This is a genomic window from Sphingobium terrigena (assembly GCF_003591655.1).
GTDB classification, from domain to species: domain Bacteria; phylum Pseudomonadota; class Alphaproteobacteria; order Sphingomonadales; family Sphingomonadaceae; genus Sphingobium; species Sphingobium terrigena.
Map to the genome: position 1 here is coordinate 24,152 of NZ_QVRA01000008.1, position 17,822 is coordinate 41,973.

Annotated in this window: 19 protein-coding genes and 1 tRNA gene; 12 read left to right on the top strand and 8 right to left on the bottom strand. The window is 64.2% G+C overall.

Going from position 1 to position 17,822, the window contains the following annotated elements; all coding sequences use genetic code 11:
- Nucleotides 1-11: 11 nt before the first annotated feature.
- A tRNA-Gly gene (locus tag D0Z70_RS10585) sits at nucleotides 12-85 on the bottom strand.
- Nucleotides 86-195: 110 nt separating this feature from the next.
- Here D0Z70_RS10585 and D0Z70_RS10590 point away from each other — a divergent pair.
- The 4 genes from D0Z70_RS10590 to D0Z70_RS10605 all read left to right on the top strand — a co-directional run bounded on the left by D0Z70_RS10590 (nucleotide 196) and on the right by D0Z70_RS10605 (nucleotide 5,601).
- Nucleotides 196-1,107 carry a LysR family transcriptional regulator gene (locus D0Z70_RS10590; protein WP_119746425.1) on the top strand — a complete coding sequence of 304 codons (912 nt, stop codon included), beginning with the start codon at nucleotides 196-198 and terminating at the stop codon, nucleotides 1,105-1,107.
- Nucleotides 1,108-1,279: 172 nt separating this feature from the next.
- On the top strand, nucleotides 1,280-3,391 hold the full coding sequence (locus D0Z70_RS10595; protein WP_119746133.1) for a TonB-dependent receptor domain-containing protein: 2,112 nt from the start codon (nucleotides 1,280-1,282) through the stop codon (nucleotides 3,389-3,391).
- 74 nt (nucleotides 3,392-3,465) lie between these two features.
- Nucleotides 3,466-4,581, top strand: a complete 1,116-nt coding sequence (locus D0Z70_RS10600; RefSeq protein ID WP_119746135.1) for a DUF47 family protein — start codon at nucleotides 3,466-3,468, stop codon at nucleotides 4,579-4,581.
- A gap of 21 nt (nucleotides 4,582-4,602) precedes the next feature.
- A complete protein-coding gene (locus tag D0Z70_RS10605; RefSeq protein ID WP_119746137.1) occupies nucleotides 4,603-5,601 on the top strand; it encodes an inorganic phosphate transporter in 999 nt (332 codons plus the stop codon).
- A 141-nt stretch (nucleotides 5,602-5,742) separates the two neighbouring features.
- Here the strand turns inward: D0Z70_RS10605 and D0Z70_RS10610 are convergent, their stop codons facing one another.
- Nucleotides 5,743-5,937: a hypothetical protein gene (locus tag D0Z70_RS10610; protein WP_119746139.1), complete on the bottom strand. Its 195-nt coding sequence runs from the start codon at nucleotides 5,935-5,937 to the stop codon at nucleotides 5,743-5,745.
- A 141-nt stretch (nucleotides 5,938-6,078) separates the two neighbouring features.
- Between D0Z70_RS10610 and D0Z70_RS10615 the strand changes: the two genes are divergently transcribed.
- Nucleotides 6,079-7,488, top strand: coding sequence for a helix-turn-helix domain-containing protein (locus tag D0Z70_RS10615; RefSeq protein WP_119746141.1), 1,410 nt, complete (start codon nucleotides 6,079-6,081; stop codon nucleotides 7,486-7,488).
- Between the two features lie 110 nt (nucleotides 7,489-7,598).
- Complete coding sequence (locus D0Z70_RS10620; RefSeq protein WP_119746143.1) at nucleotides 7,599-8,237, top strand: hypothetical protein; 639 nt, start codon at nucleotides 7,599-7,601, stop codon at nucleotides 8,235-8,237.
- Between the two features lie 454 nt (nucleotides 8,238-8,691).
- On the opposite strand, the gene D0Z70_RS25665 is transcribed toward D0Z70_RS10620, so the two are convergent.
- On the bottom strand, nucleotides 8,692-9,540 hold the full coding sequence (locus D0Z70_RS25665; protein ID WP_119746145.1) for a cold-shock protein: 849 nt from the start codon (nucleotides 9,538-9,540) through the stop codon (nucleotides 8,692-8,694).
- A 239-nt stretch (nucleotides 9,541-9,779) separates the two neighbouring features.
- Here D0Z70_RS25665 and D0Z70_RS10630 point away from each other — a divergent pair, with 239 nt between their 5' ends.
- Genes D0Z70_RS10630 through D0Z70_RS10640 form a run of 3 tightly spaced genes read left to right on the top strand, consistent with a single transcriptional unit; the run spans nucleotide 9,780 to nucleotide 11,617 of the window.
- A complete protein-coding gene (locus D0Z70_RS10630) occupies nucleotides 9,780-10,397 on the top strand; it encodes a ribonuclease D (protein WP_119746147.1) in 618 nt (205 codons plus the stop codon).
- 21 nt (nucleotides 10,398-10,418) lie between these two features.
- On the top strand, nucleotides 10,419-11,066 hold the full coding sequence (locus D0Z70_RS10635) for an LPS export ABC transporter periplasmic protein LptC (protein WP_119746149.1): 648 nt from the start codon (nucleotides 10,419-10,421) through the stop codon (nucleotides 11,064-11,066).
- Nucleotides 11,066-11,617 carry an LptA/OstA family protein gene (locus D0Z70_RS10640; protein WP_119746151.1) on the top strand — a complete coding sequence of 184 codons (552 nt, stop codon included), beginning with the start codon at nucleotides 11,066-11,068 and terminating at the stop codon, nucleotides 11,615-11,617. The genes D0Z70_RS10635 and D0Z70_RS10640 overlap by 1 nt, the downstream gene beginning before the upstream one ends.
- Before the next feature lie 49 nt (nucleotides 11,618-11,666).
- Here the strand turns inward: D0Z70_RS10640 and D0Z70_RS10645 are convergent, their stop codons facing one another.
- The 3 genes from D0Z70_RS10645 to ung form a co-directional block, all read right to left on the bottom strand.
- On the bottom strand, nucleotides 11,667-12,065 hold the full coding sequence (locus D0Z70_RS10645; protein ID WP_119746153.1) for a hypothetical protein: 399 nt from the start codon (nucleotides 12,063-12,065) through the stop codon (nucleotides 11,667-11,669).
- Nucleotides 12,066-12,262: 197 nt separating this feature from the next.
- Entirely contained in the window at nucleotides 12,263-12,451 is a 189-nt protein-coding gene (locus D0Z70_RS10650) for a hypothetical protein (protein ID WP_119746155.1), read from the bottom strand.
- Entirely contained in the window at nucleotides 12,448-13,134 is a 687-nt protein-coding gene (gene ung, locus D0Z70_RS10655; protein WP_119746157.1) for a uracil-DNA glycosylase, read from the bottom strand. Before ung ends, D0Z70_RS10650 begins: the two co-directional genes overlap by 4 nt.
- Before the next feature lie 95 nt (nucleotides 13,135-13,229).
- Here ung and D0Z70_RS10660 point away from each other — a divergent pair, with 95 nt between their 5' ends.
- From D0Z70_RS10660 to D0Z70_RS10670, 3 genes are read left to right on the top strand one after another with little or no spacing between them, the layout of a single operon-like run.
- Nucleotides 13,230-14,219, top strand: a complete 990-nt coding sequence (locus D0Z70_RS10660; protein ID WP_119746159.1) for a serine hydrolase — start codon at nucleotides 13,230-13,232, stop codon at nucleotides 14,217-14,219.
- 58 nt (nucleotides 14,220-14,277) lie between these two features.
- Nucleotides 14,278-14,643 (top strand): Mpo1-like protein, encoded by a 366-nt coding sequence (locus D0Z70_RS10665; protein WP_119746161.1) that lies wholly within the window; start codon nucleotides 14,278-14,280, stop codon nucleotides 14,641-14,643.
- A gap of 45 nt (nucleotides 14,644-14,688) precedes the next feature.
- Nucleotides 14,689-15,759, top strand: a complete 1,071-nt coding sequence (locus D0Z70_RS10670) for a GNAT family N-acetyltransferase (protein ID WP_119746163.1) — start codon at nucleotides 14,689-14,691, stop codon at nucleotides 15,757-15,759.
- Here D0Z70_RS10670 and D0Z70_RS10675 read toward each other — a convergent pair.
- Both D0Z70_RS10675 and D0Z70_RS10680 read right to left on the bottom strand, forming a co-directional pair.
- Nucleotides 15,737-16,606 (bottom strand): cupin domain-containing protein, encoded by an 870-nt coding sequence (locus D0Z70_RS10675; RefSeq protein ID WP_119746165.1) that lies wholly within the window; start codon nucleotides 16,604-16,606, stop codon nucleotides 15,737-15,739. The genes D0Z70_RS10670 and D0Z70_RS10675 overlap by 23 nt on opposite strands.
- Entirely contained in the window at nucleotides 16,603-17,745 is a 1,143-nt protein-coding gene (locus D0Z70_RS10680) for a GNAT family N-acetyltransferase (protein WP_119746168.1), read from the bottom strand. The genes D0Z70_RS10675 and D0Z70_RS10680 overlap by 4 nt, the downstream gene beginning before the upstream one ends.
- Nucleotides 17,746-17,822: the final 77 nt, after the last annotated feature.

Consider the following 17,822-nt stretch of genomic DNA (forward strand, 5'->3'; position numbering starts at 1 on the left):
ACAAAAAGGGCTGGAGCGGGTAGCGGGGATCGAACCCGCATCACAAGCTTGGAAGGCTAGTGCTCTACCATTGAGCTATACCCGCCCGGCCGGGAAGCGCCCTGCCATCATCCTGGGGGCTTCGTCAATATCGCAATGCGCAATTGCGCCAAGATCGCCCTTAACCCGGCGCGGCATTTCCTCTATCAGGCGGTGATGCAAAGCCCTTCCCTGCGCCAGCTGGATATTTTCGCGCAGATGGTGGCGGCGGGCAGCATTGCCCGCTGCGCCGATATGCTGGGCGTTTCTGCCGACGATATTGCGCGTGACATCGGGTCGCTGGAAATGCGGCTGGGCTATCGCCTGTTCGAAGATATGAGCGGGACCGTCCGCCTGACCCCTGCCGGGCGCAAGACGGCGCAGGCGATGACTTTGTTGTCGCAGGATGCGCCGGAGGATTGGGACGAGACGGCTGCGCCCGCCCAAGCGCCGCTCCCACCGCCCGCTCCACCGCGCCAGACGATCATGCTGGCCGCCCCCGCCCCTATCTTCGGCCATTTTCAGGATGCGCTGTCGGCGTTCGAGGCGGCGAATGAGGATATTGCGATCACGCTGGACTTGCAGGTCCAGTCGGTAACCGACGCAGCCGCCGCGCTGCGGGAGGGGCGTGCGGACATCGCCTATTTCTATGCGCTGGAGGAACCGGCCGGTTTCGCCTCCCGCTATGGCTGGTCGGAGCCGCTCAGCCTCTATGTCGGTGCCGCCCATCCGCTGGCGCAGGCGGACAGCGTGTCGCGCGACGATCTGGCCGTCACACCGATGCTGGCGCTGGAGCGACATAATCCGATGCGCCATATCGTCGAGGATGCGCTGGCGCGCGGGCGGGTGCGGCTTGGCCCGCCGGTGCTGGAAAGCGACGATATGTTCGCGGTGATGACGGCGTTGCGGGCCGGCAAGGGCGTCTTCGCTGCCTTTGGCGCACTGGCGCGCGATCTGGGGCGGATGGACGGGATCGGGCGGCTGCCGCTCGACACGCAATTGCCCGCGATCGAGGTACGCCAGGCGCTGGGACCGCGCGCGGCGGAGACACCAGCGGTCGAGGCGCTGGCGGAATTTCTGTTTCTTTAGGGTCGGACAACTTAACCTTGGTCCGTTCGTTTCGAGCGAAGGTTGGGATTTGACCCAAATGTAACCAAGTGACGCACCGCAGCAAAAAGGCGATGAACCGAACTTGATATGATATCTCATTCTGGATACAGGGTCACATAGACCTGTCTCGTTCCAAGGATGATGCCGCTTCATGCTCCTTTCCCCGCTCCTGCGCGCTGGCTGCGCCCTGCCTGCCCTGTGCCTTGCTCTCCCCGCCCTTGCGCAGACTCCCGACGATGCAGCCGATCAGGCCTATCATGACAATCGCGCCGACATCATCGTCACCGCCATCATCCCCCGGCGGCAGGGCGACATCTTGTCCGGCACGTCGGTCGTCACCGGCGAGGAGCTGACCCGCAACATGCGGTCGACCATTGGCGAGACGCTGGCGCGGCAGCCGGGCGTGTCGGCCACATCCTTTGGCCCCAACGCATCCCGCCCGATCCTGCGCGGCTTTCAGGGAGAGCGGGTGCGCATCCTCACCGACGGGATCGGCAGTTTTGACGTGTCCAACACATCGGTCGACCATGCCGTCGCCATCAACCCGCTGACCGCCGACCGGATCGAGGTGCTGCGTGGTCCCGCCGCCTTGCTCTACGGATCGTCGGCCATTGGCGGCGTCGTCAATGTCATCGACAGCCGCATCCCGCGCCGGGTGCCGGACGAGCCGGTCCATATCGACGCCATCACCACCTATGGCAGCGCCGCCAACGAGCGGACCGGATCGGGCGAGGTCGAGGTGCCGCTGGGCGACAAGCTCGTCTTTCATTTTGACGGCAGCTATTCCAAGTCGGGCGATCTGGACACGGGCAATTACATATTGACCCCCGCATTGCGTGCGCAGGCCGCGGCCAGCGGCGACGCGGACATTGCCAGCCTGGCCACGCTGCGCGGCAAACTGCCCAACAGCGCGGCGGAGACATGGGAAGTGTCGGGCGGCGCGGCTTTGATCACCGATGGCGGCAATCTGGGCTTTTCGGTCACCCATAGCGACAATCTCTATGGTGTGCCGGTGCGCTACGCGGTCGAGCCGGGCGGCGAGGCGGAGAAGGTGCGGCTGCATATGAAGCAGGACCGGGCCGACATGCGCGCCGAAGTGCCGGTTAATGGCGGCTTTCTGGAATCGATCCGCTTCCGCGCCGGTTTTGCCGATTATCAGCATCAGGAAATCGAGGATACGGGCGACGTCGGCACGACATTCTACAACCAGTCGATGGAATCGCGGCTTGAACTGATCCAGGCCAATCGCGGTGGATGGGACGGTGCGATCGGCGGGCAATTCTTCACCCGCAAATTCCATGTCGAGGGGGAAGAAAAATTCCTGCCCCGCAACGAAACCACCCAATTGGGCCTCTTCACCCTCCAGTCGATTGACCTGGGCAAAACCCGCGTCGAGGTGGGCGGGCGCTATGAACATACCGATGTCAGCGCGGATGCGGACGCGACCCTGTTCAACCCGGCCTATGACCGCCGCTTCGACACCATCTCCGGCTCGATCGGCGCGAGCCGGGAGATCGTGCCGGGCTGGCGCGCGGGGCTGAACCTGTCCCGCACCGAACGCGCGCCATCGGCCGAAGAATTGTTTGCGCGCGGCAATCATGCGGGCACGCAGGCGTTCGAGCTGGGCAATCCCGATTTCGCCAAGGAAAAAAGCTGGGGCGTGGAAGCCACGCTGCGCGGACAAGGGCCGGGCTACACCCTCGCCCTGTCCGCCTATCACAACTGGTTCGACGGCTATATTTATGACGTGCAGGTCGCCGATGACGCCTGCATGGCGGTCAATGGTGGGGAGGATCTGGAATTTCCCTGCTACCAATATAATCAGGCCAAGGCGCGCTATCTGGGCTTTGAAGCCGAAGCCACGGTCAAGCTGGCGCAAGTCGGCGGCTATGCCATCAACCTGGATGGCGTTGCCGATTATGTCCGCGCGACCGTGACCGACTCCGGCCCGGCCCCGCGCATCCCGCCGATGCGCCTGCTGGGCGGGCTGGAAGCGCAGGGCGATCGCCTGAGCCTGCGCGGCGAGGTGGAACATAGCTTCGCGCAGGACCGGATCGCCGCCACGGAGACGGAAACGGGCGGCTTCACCCTGGTCAACGCATCGCTGGCGTGGAAGCCGATCAAGGGCAATGACCGCACCACCATCATGCTGTCGGCCAATAATATCTTCGACGTGGAGGCCCGCCGCCACGCCAGTTTCCTCAAAGATTATGCCCCGCTGGCCGGGCGCGACATCCGCATTACTGCGCGCCTGTCTATCTAATCCGACTCGACCCCGTCGCGCCGCGCGACGGGGTCGATTGCACATTGTGACAATTTCGTTACAAGGCGCGACTAATGCGCCAGATTGCTGCCCTCCCCTACACGACCCATGCCGACGGATCGATGCAGATATTGCTGATCACGTCGCGCGACACGCGGCGCTGGGTCATTCCCAAGGGCAACCGGATCAAGGGGCTGGCCGGCCATCGCGCCGCCGAACTGGAAGCCTTTGAGGAAGCGGGCATCCACGGCATCGCCTGCCCCGCTTCGCTCGGCCGCTACAGCTATGACAAGCGCAAGCGCAACGGTGCCGCGCGGGAAGCGACCGTGGAGGTCTTTCCCCTTGCCGTGACTGGTCAATTGTCGCAATGGCCCGAACAGGGGCAGCGTGAATTGCGCTGGTTTCCCGTGGCGGAGGCCGCACGCGCGGTCGCCGAACCCGATCTTCAGGCAATCATCGCCGCCTTTCGCAAGCCGCCCCGCGATCCGGGCCGGTTCGTGCGGATGCTGCTGTGGTTCAAAGACAAGCAAAGCGAAAGGACTGGAATGCTCGCCTGGTTTCATGCGTTGATGCCCAAGCAGGGCCGCTTTTTCGAGCAATTCGAAAATCATGCGGCCACGCTGGTCGCCGGCGCCGATGCACTGGCCCGGCTGCTCAAGGGCGGGCCGGACATGATGGTCCATATCAAGGAGATTTCCGACCGCGAACATGAGGCGGACGACATCATCCGCGACGTGTTGCAGGATGTCCGGCGCATTTTCGTCACCCCGTTCGACCGCAGCGCCATCACCGGGCTGATCGGCGTGATGGACGACGCGATCGACCAGATGAACCAGACCGCCAAGGCGATCGCCCTGTATGAGGTCAAGACATTTCCGCCGCAGATGCAGGATATGAGCGCGCTGATCGTCGAATGTGCGCGGCTGGCGGCCGAAGCGATGCCGCTGCTGCGTTCGCTCAACCTGAACGCCACGCGGCTGCACGATCTGACCGAACGTCTGGTGACGCTGGAAGGCCATGCCGACATCTTGCACGAAGCGGGCCTCAAGACGCTCTATGCCGCCGCGCGCGAAGGCAATCCGATGGATTTCGTCGTCGGGCGGGAAATTTATTCCCACCTGGAAAAGGTCACCGACCGGTTCGAGGATGTCGCCAACCAGATTTCCGGCCTGGTCATCGACCACGCCTGACGATCCCGCCGGATAGAGTTCATGGACCCCATTGCCTTCCCGCTGCTGGTCGCGCTGATCGGCGTCGCGCTTGCCTTTGACTTTCTCAATGGCCTGCATGACGCCGCCAACTCGATCGCGACCATCGTGTCGACCCGCGTTCTCAAGCCCCAATATGCGGTCGCCTGGGCCGCCTTCTTCAACTTCATCGCCTTCCTCTTCTTTGGCCTGCACGTCGCGACCACGGTGGGCAAGGGGATCGTCGACGCCGCGATCATCGATCCGCAGGTGATTTTCGGCGCGCTGATGGGGGCGATTTCGTGGAACCTCATCACCTGGGCGCTGGGCATCCCCTCCTCCTCCAGCCATGCGCTGATCGGCGGGCTGCTGGGCGCGGGGACGGCCAAGGCGGGACTGCCCGCAGTGATCTGGACCGGCGTGTTCAAGACCAGCGCGGCGATCGTCATGTCGCCGGCGATCGGCCTGCTGCTGGCGCTGCTGCTGGTGCTGATCATCAGCTGGATCTTCCGCCGCTTCACGCCCCATGGCGCGGACGGGGTGTTCCGCAAGCTCCAACTCGTCTCCGCCTCGCTCTATTCGCTGGGTCATGGCGGCAATGACGCGCAAAAGACGATGGGGATCATCGCCGTGCTGCTCTATTCGCAAGGCATGTTGCAGGGCGACTTTCATGTGCCCTTCTGGGTGGTGATCAGCTGCCAGGCGGCGATGGGCTTCGGCACATTGTTTGGCGGGTGGAAGATCGTCCACACCATGGGTTCGAAGATTACCCGGCTCAGCCCGGCGCAGGGTTTCTGCGCGGAAACAGGCGGCGCAATCACCCTGTTCATGGCGACCCATCTGGGCATTCCGGTGTCCACCACCCACACCATCACCGGCGCGATCGTCGGCGTGGGCGCGTCGCGGCGGCTGTCGGCGGTGCGCTGGAACATCGCCTCGCGCATCATCGTCGCCTGGGTCGTGACCCTGCCCGCCGCCGCGCTGATCGGTGCGGGTTTCTATTGGATTACGCGCTTTTTCTGATCCTCTCCTGCAAGAGTGCGCTGCCGCCAGCGTAGACGCTCGGCTTCGCCTCGCTCCCCCTCCCTTGATTGGAGGCACGTGACTCCAATCAACCCTCCCCGCAGGGGAGGGGAGAAGAAGCACCATCATCGCGATTTAATGTTACGCAACCCGTCCGAGCCGGTGGTAGAGATTGGCGTATTTGACCGATTCCGGCTGGTCCTGAATCTCGCGCAGATAATGGACGATCGCGGTGCGGATCAGGCCGAAATCTTCGGGCGAGAAAACCGCGCGCGAGCGGGCGGGCTGGGGGTGGCCGCCGGTTTCAGTCATATTTTCCATCGTGTCCGTCGTCATGATCCTGTCCTTATGTCTGCAAGCCGTCCGTGCGGCGATGGACAGTGAGTTAGACATATTGACGCGATGCGGAAGGGCGATGAGTGGCCGCTTGTCACGATAAGATTTGGTCATATTGTCATTCTATGACATCATGACTTTATGGCAGATGCAATCGACCGCAAACTTTACCTTGGCCCCAAGCTGCGCGTCCTGCGCCGCGAACTGGGGCTGAACCAGACCCGCATGGCCGAGGAACTGGGCGTTTCGCCCAGCTATCTCAACCATCTGGAGCGCAACCAGCGACCGTTGAGCGCGCAGATGTTGCTGCGGCTGGCCAATGTCTATGACATCGACATTCGCGATTTTACCGCGCGCGCGACCGACGGAGGATCGGGCGAACTGAGCGAAATCTTGTCCGACGCGCTGGTTCGTGACATCGGCATTGCCCGCGACGAAGTGCTGGAAGTGTCCGAAAATTATCCCGGCGTCAGCGAAGCGATCGCCCGATTCTATCGCGCGCTCAGCGACCTGCGCCGCCTGCCCGGTGAAGCGGCGGCGGGCGAACGCGGCCCCGCCCCGCTGGTCGCGCCGATCGACTGGCTGCGCGAGACGATCGCGCGCGCAGGCAATCATTTTGCAGAGATTGACGCGGGTGCCGAGGCCATCGCCGCGCAGCTGAGCCATGATCCCGCGCTGTTGCAGGCGCAGCTACGCGCGCGGCTGAGCGACCGGCATGGCATGGCGGTACAGGTGCTGCGCGCCGATGTGCTGGCAGGCACGCTGCGCCATTATGACATGCACCGGCGGCGGCTGATGCTGAGCGAGCGACTGGCCGCGTCCGGGCGGCTGTTCGCCATCGCCTATCATCTGTGCGCGCAGGAACTGGCCGACGCGATAGCCGCGCAGGTCGCCCGCGCAGCTCCGCCGGACGAGGATAGCCGCCGCCTCGCCACCATCGCGCTCACCAACTATGCCGCCGCCGCGCTGATCATGCCCTATGACCGCATTCGTCAGGCGGCGGAGCAATGCCGCCACGACCTGCCCGTGCTGCGCGACCGGTTCGGCGTGTCGAGCGAACAGCTGGCCCACCGCCTGACCAGCCTCAACCGCACCGGCGCGCGCGGCATCCCCTTTTTCATGGTCAGGATGGACCGGGCGGGCATCATATCCAAGCGCTTCGACGGCGAAGCCTGGCCCTTCGCCCGCTATGGCAGCACCTGCCCGCGCTGGGACGCGCACGACGCAGGCGCGGTCGATGAGGTGAATGTGCAACTGATCGAGACACTGGACGAGCGCCGCTTCGTCACGCTGGCCATGGCGCTGCCCCAGCCGCCGGGTGCACGCGGCCGCGCGGTGATCGCGCTGGGGTGCGAGGCGAAACATGCTTCGCGGATCGTCCATGCCGACGGCATCGACCCGGACAAGGACGACGCAGTCGAAGTCGGCCCCACCTGCCACCTGTGCGAACGCCGCGCCTGCCCCGACCGCGCGCTGCCCCCTGTGACGCGGGCGCTGGATTTGCATGGCTATGAGCGGACGAGCGCGCCGTTTCCGTTTAGGCGGGTGTGAGGGGGGGCTGGCCGAACGCGATGCACAGCGATCCTCTCGCATGAGCCGCTATGGCCTTTGCTCGGACTTTGTGGTCTTATAGGTTTGGGATAGCTTAGGGGAGCATTCGAATGAACCTGTTCGACGCCCTGACTTTTACGAAGGATTACCTAGACGACGAAGTTCGCGCCTTCAAGGCGTTCTTCCGCGCCGACGGAGCGATTGTTGAAGTCGATCGGGATGATCGTCAGATTGTGACTTCTGCAGTGCTGTATCTCGTCATCGGCGTAACCTTGCAAGACAGCTATATCTCCGGCTTGAAGATTGATCAGATCGGCTGGCTTGACCGAGCGCTCGGGCAGATCGTCTTCTGGGTTTCGACCGCACTGTTCGTTCAATTGTTGGCGAACCTAATCGGAGCCAAAAGAGGCGGAGCGATGCTGGTCGCCCTAGCAGTTGTGCCGATGGCCTTCTTATGCGGCGCTTATGCGGCAAGCATCGGATATTTCGTCAGTTATACGGCGCGAACCGTCGCCTATAATTTCTATGGCAGCGACGAGCGCTTCACGACCTTGGCAAATTGGTTCAACCTTGCAACCCAGCTCTTCATTATCGGTCGCTACATGCCGCGCGAATTACGATCGCGTTGCCTGCAAACGCCTAGGCAGAGCTGCGCGACCGTAGCGTTTGCCCTATTGTTCATACTGTTTGTCGATCTGGTTGCCATGCTAGGATCAAACTTCCTGCCGGACGATGGAGTGAAGGCATGAGAATTATTCGAACGCGCATTGCGGGAGTATTGGCAGCAGCATTGGTTGTGCCAGTTCCGATCGCGGTTAGCGCGCAAGACCTGCCGCGCATATCGCCTCGCAATTCGGCGGAGAATGTGAGTCCCTGGGAAAACTGCCGACGTAAACACAGCAAGTTGACTTGCGGTTGGTGGATGGTGATCGGACACCCTCCGTTTGGAAAACGCCCCCCACCGCCGCCACCGCCACCCTGACAATTTGCGGTATCGTCGAGGATGCAGCACCTAGAGCGCGTTGCGTTCGATCGGGCGGGACTGCGCTCTCTTTGTATTTGTAAATTTTTTGGCGGAAAACCGTTTTCCCCCTTTGCCGAACGATGGCATAAATCTGTTGCCGCAACAGCCCAACAAAAAAGGGGCCGCCGGGCAGGCGACCCCTTCTTTATCCTCTCCCGCGAAAGCGGAAGTGTGGCCGTTCAGTCGGCCTTGGGCTGGAGGTTGACGGCGGCATATTTGCCGCGACGGTCGACTTCCAGTTCAAAGTCCAGACGGTCGCCTTCATTGAGGGCGGCCATGCCAGCGCGTTCGACGGCGCTGATGTGGACGAAGGCGTCGGGCTGGCCGTCATCACGCTGAATGAAGCCAAAGCCCTTCATCGCGTTGAAGAATTTGACCGTGCCGCTGGCGCGTTCGCCGGTCAGCTGACGCTGCGGGCCACCACGATCGCCACCGGGCGCACCAAAACCACCAGCGCGGGGTTCGCGCGGTTCACGCGGCGGGCCACGATCGGTGACGGGGAGTGGTTCGCCTTCGATCTTGAGATCGGTCGCCGACACCTTGCCGCCACGATCGACCAGGGTGAAGCCAAGCTGCTGCCCTTCGGCCAGACCGGTCAGGCCTGCCTGCTCGACCGCGCTGATGTGAACGAACACGTCCTCGCCACCGTCATCACGGACGACAAAGCCGAAGCCCTTTTGACCGTTGAAGAATTTGACGACGCCCGTGCCTTCGCCAACGACCTGCGCGGGCATACCGCGACCACCGCCGCCGCCGCCAGCAAAGCCGCCACCACCGCCGCCGAAGCCGCCGCGATTGCCACCACCGGCAAAGCCGCCGCCAGCAGGACGATCGCCACCGCCGAAGCCGCCGCGATCCCCGCCGAAGCCACCGCCGCCGCCGCCGAAGCGGTCACCGCCACCGAAGCCGCCACCAAAACCACCGCGACCACCGCCGCCGCCAGCGCCCTGATCGTAGAAATTGTCGTCGCCGAAACCGTCGCGCTTGTCCTTGCCGCGCCCGCCGCGGCGACCTCTGTCAAAACTCATGCCCTGTTAGTCACTTTCGCTTCGCCCCAAGACCAATCGGACAAACATGTCGGGCGAATGACATGCACAATCCACCGCAAAGGCGCGGTTTGGGAATCACTATATCAACTTTTCGGGGGAGCGCGAATGTTTTTACAGGCTCGCTTTCAGGCACGACTTCGGCTGATCGCACGCGCCTGTCGCGCCACCGGCAAAGCCTTTGATTGCGATATCCCCGCTTTGCCCATAGAGGGGAAGCCATGACCGTCCATTTCCATGAAGAAGATCTGCCCGCTGGCGTGCTTGCCCCCGGTCCGGTCGCCGTCGATACCGAAACCATGGGGCTGATCACGCCCCGCGATCGCCTCTGCGTGGTGCAGATCAGCGATGGCAAGGGCGATGAACATCTGGTGCGCTTTGCCGCCGGATCGGACTATGCCGCGCCCAATCTGCGCGCCGTGCTGGCCGACCCGGAACGGCTGAAACTCTATCATTTCGGGCGTTTCGACATTGCCGCGCTCAAATATTATCTGGGCGTGGTGGCAGCGCCTGTCTATTGCACCAAGATCGCGTCGCGCCTCATTCGCACCTATACCGACCGCCATGGGCTGAAGGAACTGGTGCGCGAATTGCTGGGGCAGGACATCAGCAAGCAGCAGCAGTCGAGCGACTGGGGCAACCCGACCCTGACCGACGCGCAGAAGGATTATGCCGCGTCCGACGTGCGCTTTCTCCACGCGCTGCGCACCGAATTGAACAAGCGGCTGGAGCGCGAAGGACGGATGGAACTGGCGCAGGCCTGTTTCGATTTCCTGCCGCACCGTGCCGAACTCGACCTGGCGGGATGGCCGGAGATCGACATCTTCTCCCATATGTAAGCGAATCGGATCGTCGTCATCATGTCCGTCCAGGCCGATCAGCAACGCGATGTGCGCCGCCACTGGGCGCGGCCGGGGGGGAGCCATGACCGGCTGGTCGGCACGCTCAAAAACTGGCTGCCGGTCGCGGTCGGCGTGCTGAGCGCACTGCTGGCGACCGCGCCCTTCACCGGCGGCGACAAGGTCAGCTTCGTGCTGGACAAGAATAAGGTGGAAGTCGCCAAGGAACGGATGCGCGTGACCGAGGCGCTCTATCGCGGGCAGGACAGCAAGGGGCAGCCCTTTTCCCTGCGCGCCGGGTCCGCTGTGCAGAAAAGCTCGCGCGAGCCGATCGTTGATTTGAACAGCATGTCCGCGCGCATCCTACTGTCGGACGGTCCCGCCGTGCTGAGCGCGCAGAAGGGCCGTTACGACATGGAGACAGAGCGGGTCGGGATCGAAGGGCCGGTGCAGTTCGAGGCGGCGGGCGGATACCGCCTGACCACGCGTGACGTTGGCATTGACCTCAAAACCCGGCGGATGCGCAGCGCGGGCCGGGTCGACGGGCGCATCCCGATCGGCACGTTCAGCGCCGACCATCTGGAAGCGGATATGGGCGCACGGACGGTGACATTGAATGGCCGGGCCAGCTTGCGCATCGAACAAAATGGCCTCAAAGGGCGGAACTGATGAAAAGCTCTTATCTTCTGCTGTCGATCGGCTGTTTGGGCGCGGCCGGGCTGATGTTTGCCAGCGCGGACGCCCAACTGGTTGGCAATCATAACAGCAACGCGCCGGTCAATTTCACCGCCGACCGGATCGAGGTGCAGGACCGCGCCGACCGTGTCGTCGTGTCGGGCAATGTCGAAGTGACGCAGGCGGGCATGACGCTCAACGCCGCACGCATGACGGTGGCCTATCGCAACCAGCCGGGCGGCGGCGCTGGCGGGGTGGAGATCGACCGGATCGACGCATCGGGCAATGTCGTGGTGACCAAGGCGGACCAGACCGCACGCGGCAATGTCGCCATCTACGACCTCAACAGCAAGCTGATCACCATGCTGGGCAATGTCGCGCTGACCCAGGGGGCGAACCGGTTGACCGGCGGGCGACTGGTGATGGACCTCAATAGCGGGCGTTCGACGGTCGATGGCCGCGCATCGGGCGGCGGTGCCGGCGTTACTGGCAGCGCCGGGGGCCGGGTGACGGGGACATTCTCGGTCCCGCAGCGCAAGAATTGAGGGTTGTGGTTGGGTAAGGCCGTGTGGCGACCAGTTGCGGACAGGGTAGCTACTGCTGCAAAACCCTATCATCGGACATATAGAAGAGCCCTGTCTCCTTCTTGAAGCCGAGAGCGCGCCAGACGCGGATGGCGTAGCGGCCTACTTCATCGCGGTCTTCGGTGGCGAACATATCCACGTCGCCTAACAGACTCGATAAGCGTTTACGCACGGCTTCTCGATCAAGAGGATCAGGCATGGCGCGAATATCTAAAATCGCAGCGTCAACAGCGTCTTGTAGAGGCTTGCGATCCTCTGGAGTGTCCGCGCCAGTGTAATGGCCGTCAGGTTTGAACTTCGATTGTTTGAGAAGGGCGGTCAGCGCAGGTCGTTCTGGAGGTGGTGAAGCCTTGGCGCATCCTGTAAGGGCCAGTGAGATCAGTACGGTATATTTGACATAGCACAGCATACCGCCATGTTATCAATGTCTGTGTCTGCTTTCCAGCATTCCGGCGCCGAGAGCCGACCGTCCACTAACCACCCTACTTCGTCATTCCCGTGACCCGAAGGGCCGCCACAGGCCAACGCGGGAAGCCACGTCTCGTCATACCACTCGATTGCCGGAGGCAAGATGGATCCCCGCCTGCGCGGGGATGACGGAAGAAGTTATGTCGGTGAATCCGCAGGTCGCGCGATGCGCTTGCCCTTGGTTCGGCTGGTGAGGTGAAATTGTCCGCAGCGGTCGCAGCGATAGGGGCGCAATATGATCGTCGCCTGCTCCACCGCTGCCCGCGCCTGCTCCTGCGTCGGATAGCGCCGCTTGGCGTTGCATACGCGCAGGCGGGTGCTTTTCACAGCGGCGGCAAGGCCCAGTCGATCGCCCCGCGCCCATGCGCCTCCAGAAAGGAGTTGGCCTGCGAAAAGGGCCGCGATCCGTGAAAGCCATTATGCGCCGATAGCGGTGACGGGTGGGCGGATTTCAGCACCAGATGGCGGCTCTGGTCGACGAACGCCGCCTTGCGCTGCGCATAGGCGCCCCACAGCAGGAATACGATGGGTTTTTCCTGCTGCGCCACCAGCCGCACCACGGCGTCGGTGAATAATTCCCAGCCCTTGCCCTGATGCGAGGCCGCGCGGGCCATTTCGACCGTCAGCACGCTGTTGAGCAGCAGCACGCCCTGCCTGGCCCAATGTTCCAGAAAGCCATGGGACGCGCGCGGGATGCCCAGGTCCGCCTCCATCTCCTTGTAGATATTGACCAGGGATGGCGGGGTGCGCACGCCGGGCTGCACCGAAAAGCACAGGCCATGCGCCTGCCCCTCGCCATGATAGGGGTCCTGCCCCAAAATCACGACCTTGACCTGGTCGAGCGGAGTCAGGTCGAGCGCGCGGAAATAGTCGCGGCCCTTGGGGAAGATGCGTTTGCCCGCCGCCTTTTCCGCCGCCAGAAAGGCTTTCAGCCCCTGCATATGCGGGGTGGCGAACTGGTCGGCCAGCGGGGTCAGCCAGCTTTCGTGCAACTTGATGGCGCTAGTCATGGCGCGGGTGATGGCCCGCGCGGCAAAGCCCTGTCAACGCGCGAATCGCGGTAAATGGCCTTGCGCTCGGCCTGCGCATTGGCGACATGGGGCTTATGGTTCCGCTTCGTCCCATCGCCATGTTCGCCGCGCTTGGCCTGTTTCTGGCCCCCCTGCCCGATGCCGACGCCTTTGGCCCGGCCAAGACAGCGGTGCAGCAGACTGCCGAGACACGGCTGATCGCCCAGTTTCAGCGCTTTGCCAGCCTGACCGACGGCACGGTCGGCATCGTCGTGCGCGACCTTGGCACCGGGGAAACGCTCTCGCTCAACGGCGATACGCTCTTCCCGATGGCCAGCGCCTATAAGGTCGCGGTGGCAGGGCGCATCTTTGCGATGATCGATGCAGGCGCGTTGACGCTGGACGACCGGCTGGCCAGTCCGGCGGGTCCGGTGTCGGTCGCCACGCTGGTCGACCTGATGCTGACCCGCAGCGACAATGACGCGACCGACCTGCTGGTCGCGCGCGCCGGCGGCCCGGCAGCGGTGCATCACTGGGTCGCGGGGCTGGGGATCAGGGGCCTGCGGGTCGACAGCAACACCGCCGACCTTCTGTATCGCGCCATGGGGCTGGCCCCCCGGCCGGGCAATTTCAACCGTAATGTCGCCGCCGCCATGGCCGCCGATCCGGCCCTGCGTGAGCGCGATGCGCGCGACATTCCCAATATCGCCTTTGCCCAGGACCCGCGCGATACCGCCACGCCGACCGCGATGACCGATCTGGTCGCCGCGATCCGCACTGGCAAGGCGCTGTCGGGGCGCAGCACGGTCGCCTTGCTGTCGATCATGGAACGGTGCCGGACCGGCAAGGCGCGCCTGCCGGGCATGTTGCCGCCCGGCACGCTGGTCGCACACAAGACCGGATCGCTCAACGGCACCGGCAATGATACGGGCGTCATCACCCTGCCCGACGGACGGCTGTTCGCCATCACCGTATTCGTGATGCAGGACCATAAGGGGCAGGCGACGCGCGACCGCATCATGGCGGAAGCAGCACGGGCGACCTATGACTATTTCCTGTTTGCGCCCGATCGCGGCACGATTTGACGCATCGCTCTTAACATCGATCAGCCATTGGGATAAGGTAAAGGCAGAGAGGATTGCCGTGCCTGCCATCACCCGATTTCGCGATTTCTGGCCCTATTATCTGCAGGAACATGCGCGTCCCGGCACGCGCGCGTTGCATTATGCGGGGACCAGTCTGGTCGTCGCGCTGCTGGCGGCGGCGCCGGTCGCCGGACGCTGGTGGATGGCGCTGGCCCTGCCGATCGTGGGCTATGGTTTTGCCTGGGCAGGCCACAGCCTGATCGAGCGCAACCGGCCCGCCACCTTCCGCTATCCGCTCTGGTCGCTGCGCGCCGATTTCGTCATGTGGCACCGCTATCTGACCGGCCATATGCGCCGCGATCTGGCCCGCGCCGGGGTCCGCGCCGATGGCACGGTCGATCCTGACCGGCGCGTATTCGCCTAGCAGAGCCGCTTGACCGCACCGGGCGCTCTGCCACAAGAGGGTGCCATGGCTCTTACCGCGCAATTCCTGCCCCTGCCCGACCGGGCGGCGCTTTCCGCTCGCTGGCAGGCGCTCGAAGCGCAGGCGGACGGTGCCTTTTTCCTCAGCTGGACCTGGGTGGGCGCATGGCTCGACAGCTATGATGTGCGACCCGAACTGCTGGCAGTCACCGATGAAGCGGGGGCGGACGTGGCGCTGGCGCTGGTTGGTCATGCGATGATGCCGCGTCTGCTGGGGCGGGTCGCGACATTGAGCCTCAACCAGTCAGGCGACGCGCACGCCGACCGGCCCTATGTCGAATATAATGGCCTGCTCGCTGCGCGCGGGCAGGAGGCGGCAGCGGCGACCGCTGCCATCGCTGCATTGGGCCGCCGCCGCGACTGGCGGGCGCTGCGGCTGAGCGGGATTGCGCCCGATTCGGCGCTGCTCAACCTGCCAGCCTCGACCAAACGCCGGGTCGATGCCTCACCCGTCTATCAGGTCGATCTCGACGCGGTGCGCGGCGCGGCGGGCGATTATCTCTCGCTGCTCAGCGCCAATACGCGCAGCCAGATCCGCCGCGCGATCAAGGATCATGGCGGTGGCCTACCCCATGTCGCGCGGGCGGGCGCGAACGAGATCGCGCCCTGGCTGGCGGAGATGGCGGCACTCAACAGCGGGCGTCATGCCGATAATGCGTGGGATGACCCGGCCTTTCGCGGCTTTGTCGCGACTATCGTGGAGCAGGGGCGGGCCAGCGGCGCGGTCGACCTGCTGCGCTTTACCGATGCGGGCGGGGTCGTGGGCCTGCTGGTCAATTTCGTCCATTGCGGACAGGCACTCAACTATCAGTCCGCCTTTGCCGAACCGCGCACGGGCAAGGACAAGCCGGGCCTGCTCTGCCATGCCGCCGCGGTCGATCATTATGCTGCGCGCGGCCTGTCGCTCTATTCGCTGCTGGCGGGCAAGGACCGCTACAAGCAGAGCCTGTCCACGCGCGAAGAGACTCTGGAATGGTGGGTGATCGAACATTTTTCGCCGCGTCTGGCGGTCGAGGCGCTGCTGCGCCGCGTGCTTAAACGCCCAGCTTCCGCATGACGCGATAGACCAGGCGCCGCACGCCCTGCTTTTCGGGTTGGGCGCTGATCGTGCCGACCGGCAGGCTGCGCCGCCGCAGCAATGCGTTGAAACTGTGCAATTCGCCCTCTGCCACGCTGCGTTCGGACCGCCATGTCACCGACAGGCTGACCGAGACGGCGGGGCCATTTTCGACGAAATGGGGTGCCTTGACCGGCACATGCACCGCGTCGCCCGGCTGCATCGGGAAGGGGGTGCCCAGCGCCTTGAACCCGTCCTGCCAGACCAGATTGCGATGGCCACCGCCGTGAAATTCCTCGCTCTTTTGCGCCGGAACCAGCGCTTCGTCGCGGGCGGGGAAGATGGTCATGACCTTGGACCCCATGATCTGGAGCAGGATGTTATGCTCCGGGTCCATGTGGAACGGGGTGACGCTGCCGGGCGAGGTCAGGAAGATGAAAGCCTCGCGGTGGAGCATCGGCCCGGTCTTGTTCGCCACGATCGGTGCCAGTTCGGCCAGCGCCGCGTCGAGCAGCGCGGCATAGGCCGGATCACGCTCGACATTTTTCAGCACCGCCCAGCTGCCATTGCTCTCGATCGTGCGGATGGTTTCGCCCAGCGTCAGGCCGTTGGACGGCGTATCCTCCGGCCGCACGCCCAGCGGCAACTTGCCCAGATTATATTCGACGCTGGACGCAGGCATACGCTCCGCCAGTAGCGCCAGCGCATCAAGGCTGAGCAGCGTGTGGCCAACCAGATTATGGGTCAGCGCAACCGGCTGGTCGGGATAGGCGGCGGCGAAGGTCGCGCGTGCAGAGTCGGGGAAGGTCGCCGCATCGGCGGCGGCAATCGGGCGATGGGCGGTCATCGCTGTCCTTTCATCAGGCTGGCCAGGGATTCAAGGCCGTTGGCAAGGGCGAAGGCGGCGGCGCGCTGGACCCGCGCCAGGCCGGCGCCGCGCAGGGCGATTCGATATTGCACGATCGTCCGCCGCTCCGCCCACAGGCTGTCGATCATCGGATGGTCGGGCGCGGCGCAGCTGTCCATCCAGCCGATCGCGGGATCATCCTGCACCGCGTGCAGATTGGCGATCTCGATCAGCACGCCGGGCGAAAAGCGGCCGAGCGCCTCGTCAAAGGCGATCTTGAAAGAGAAGGCACCCGCGCCATGGCGGAAATTGGCCAGCATCGCGATCGCCCGGCCGTCCAGATCAATGCGCAGCATGTGCAGCCGCCCCGCATCAAAGGCGGCGGCGCAGGCGGCACGGAAAAAGGCGGCGTCGGCGGGTTTGCAGGCCAGCGCCGTGCCTTCCTGCCCTTTCCAGCCAGACGCCTCCAATGCCAGAAAATCGGCGCACCAGTGCGGCAGATCGGCGCGCGCGCTCAGCAGCCGCGTTTCCACCGTGCCAAGCTCCGCCAGCCGCTTTTGCAGGCGGCGGATTTCCTTGCGCTTCTTGGACCGCACATTGGCGTCCCAATAGGCCTCGGCGGACAGGTCCGACCGCAGCATCGCCCGGTCGTAACGGTGAATCTCGCGCCGCCCGCGCCTTTGTTCGACGCACAATGCCTCCAGCGCGGCGGCATTGGCCCCGGCGGCGTCCAGCGCCTCCATATGCAGGAAACCCCGCGCCCAGGGGGCATCGTCCAGTTGACCAAGGAAGCTGCGCCACGCCGCCACTTCCTGCCCCGCGCGGATCATCGGCGCACCAAAGAAGCAATGATCGTGCATCCAGTTGGCAACGCAGCCAATCGGCAGGCGGCCATGGCGCGGCTGCACCACCACCGGCAGCAGGCCGATCAGCCTGTCGCCCGCGCGCGCCTCGATCAATCGCACCTGACCGTCGGTGGCGAGATGGTCGATCGCCGCACCCAGCATGTCGGGCGCATAGAAAGCATTGGCTTCGGCTGCCTCCTCCGCCAGCGCTGCCCAGCGGACGCGCGGGTGCGATCCGGGCGACAGGCCCGGTGGCAGGGGAACGGGGGGCGCTGGATGCGATGCCATATCCATGGCTTTCCGCCTTAAATGGCAAAGATTAGGGAAAGCCTAAACTTTGTCCGCCATGGAGGGATGAACCGGGCGCGGGA